This window comes from Providencia sp. PROV201, assembly GCF_028479545.1.
GTDB lineage: Bacteria > Pseudomonadota > Gammaproteobacteria > Enterobacterales > Enterobacteriaceae > Providencia > Providencia huaxiensis.
Map to the genome: position 1 here is coordinate 1 of NZ_JAMPNW010000048.1, position 1,945 is coordinate 1,945.

Annotated in this window: 1 protein-coding gene; it reads left to right on the forward strand. The window is 54.2% G+C overall.

All coding sequences use genetic code 11. The features are described 5' to 3' along the window. Positions 1-171: 171 nt before the first annotated feature. Entirely contained in the window at positions 172-1,713 is a 1,542-nt protein-coding gene (locus PR809_RS19990; RefSeq protein ID WP_000050481.1) for an IS91-like element ISCR1 family transposase, read from the forward strand. Positions 1,714-1,945: the final 232 nt, after the last annotated feature.

Genomic DNA, 1,945 nt, shown 5'->3' on the forward strand with positions numbered 1-1,945 from the left:
TGGAGCAATAGCACCCTGAACCCAAAACCTTCTCGCTCAACCGGTAGTGGCTGATAACAACTCGTGAGGGCTATTGCGGGTTAAGCATTTAGCGATGTCTAGGGCCAGACTGGACGTCTGAACGCAAGCCGCTGATACTGTACATAACCACAGTATCAGCGGAGGATACCCATGTCGCTGGCAAGGAACGCCACGGCGAGTCAATCGCCCACTCAAACAAACGGTTACGAACGCCACCAACCCGACCAGACGCTGCTCTACCAGCTGGTTGAGCAGCACTACCCAGCCTTCAAAGCCTCACTCGAAGCCCAAGGTCAACACCTGCCTCGCTACATCCAACAAGAATTCAACGACCTCCTCCAATGTGGCCGTCTGGAGTATGGTTTCATGCGGGTTCGCTGCGAGGATTGTCATCACGAGCGTCTGGTCGCCTTCAGCTGTAAACGACGCGGCTTTTGCCCTAGCTGCGGTGCCCGCCGGATGGCCGAGAGTGCGGCGCTGCTGATAGACGAAGTCTTCCCCAAGGAGCCCATTCGCCAGTGGGTGCTCAGCTTTCCTTTCCAGCTACGCTTTTTGCTGGCTCGCCATCCCCAGCTGATGGGCCAGGTCTTGAGTATCGTCTATCGTACACTCTCAACTCATCTGATCAAAAAAGCCGGTTACACCAAAGCCTCTGCACAAACTGGCTCAGTGACTCTTATCCAACGCTTTGGCTCCGCGCTAAATCTCAATGTCCACTACCACATGCTGTTTCTCGATGGTGTCTATGCCGAAGATGACTATGGCAAGCAACGCTTCCATCGTGTCAAGGCACCCACTTACGATGAGCTGAATACGCTCGCTCACACCCTCAGCCATCGCATCGCTCGCTGCATGGAAAAGCGTGGGATTTTGGAGCGTGATGCCGAGAATACGTGGTTGACACTGGAAGAGGGCGAAGACGATACGCTGACTCAATTACATGGTGCTTCGGTTACGTATCGCATTGCCGTCGGCCCCCAGCAAGGGCGCAAAGTCTTCACCCTGCAAACCTTGCCAGGGCGTGAGGATAAAGCCGACTCAAGCAGTCGAGTAGCCAACCATGCTGGTTTCTCGCTACACGCCGGTGTGATGGCCGAAGCGCATCAGCGGGATAAGCTTGAGCGCTTGTGTCGCTACATTAGTCGGCCAGCGGTTTCAGAAAAACGTCTGGCATTAACCGCCAATGGGCAGGTGCGTTACGAGCTCAAAACTCCGTACCGCAATGGCACCACCCATGTGATCTTCGAGCCGCTGGACTTCATCGCCAAACTCGCTGCGTTGGTACCTAAGCCGCGAGTCAACCTCACACGCTTCCACGGCGTCTTTGCACCGAACAGCAAACACCGAGTTCAAGTAACACCCGCCAAGCGGGGCAAGAAGCCCGACAAATCGGAAGGTCTCGATACTAACTGGCGTGACAAGAGTCCTGCAGAGCGCCACCGCGCCATGACCTGGATGCAACGCCTCAAGCGAGTCTTCAATATTGATATTGAAGTCTGCGAACACTGCGGCGGTCACGTCAAAGTGATTGCCAGCATCGAAGATCCGAAGGTCATTGAGCAGATTCTCAAGCATCTGAAACAGAAAACAGCCAAGGCGAATGCCGCCAAGCAGCGTGAGCTGCCACCAGAACGAGCGCCGCCACTGACTCCCAGCCTGTTCGATCCATCACAGAGTCGTCTCTTTGACTGACGACCCCAAATCCAACACTGCTCAACACTGCCAACTTTTAAACGGGGCGGTGGGGCAGTTTGTATCTCTCGAGCTATCAGGCTAGAGATTTTACCGCCAAATCGAACCTTATTAGAGCGGTTTAGGCTGGACCGGCAGTTAAAATTGGGGCTTGAGCGGTAAACGAGTGAGGGAATTTCAGGTAAGATACTTCGGATGAGGAGCAAAAAGGTGGTTTATACTTCCTATACCC

Coding starts and splice junctions, on each gene's coding strand:
- PR809_RS19990 (WP_000050481.1), top strand. CDS start 172: ATGTCGCTGGCAAGGAACGCCACGGCGAGTCAATCGCCCACTCAAACA.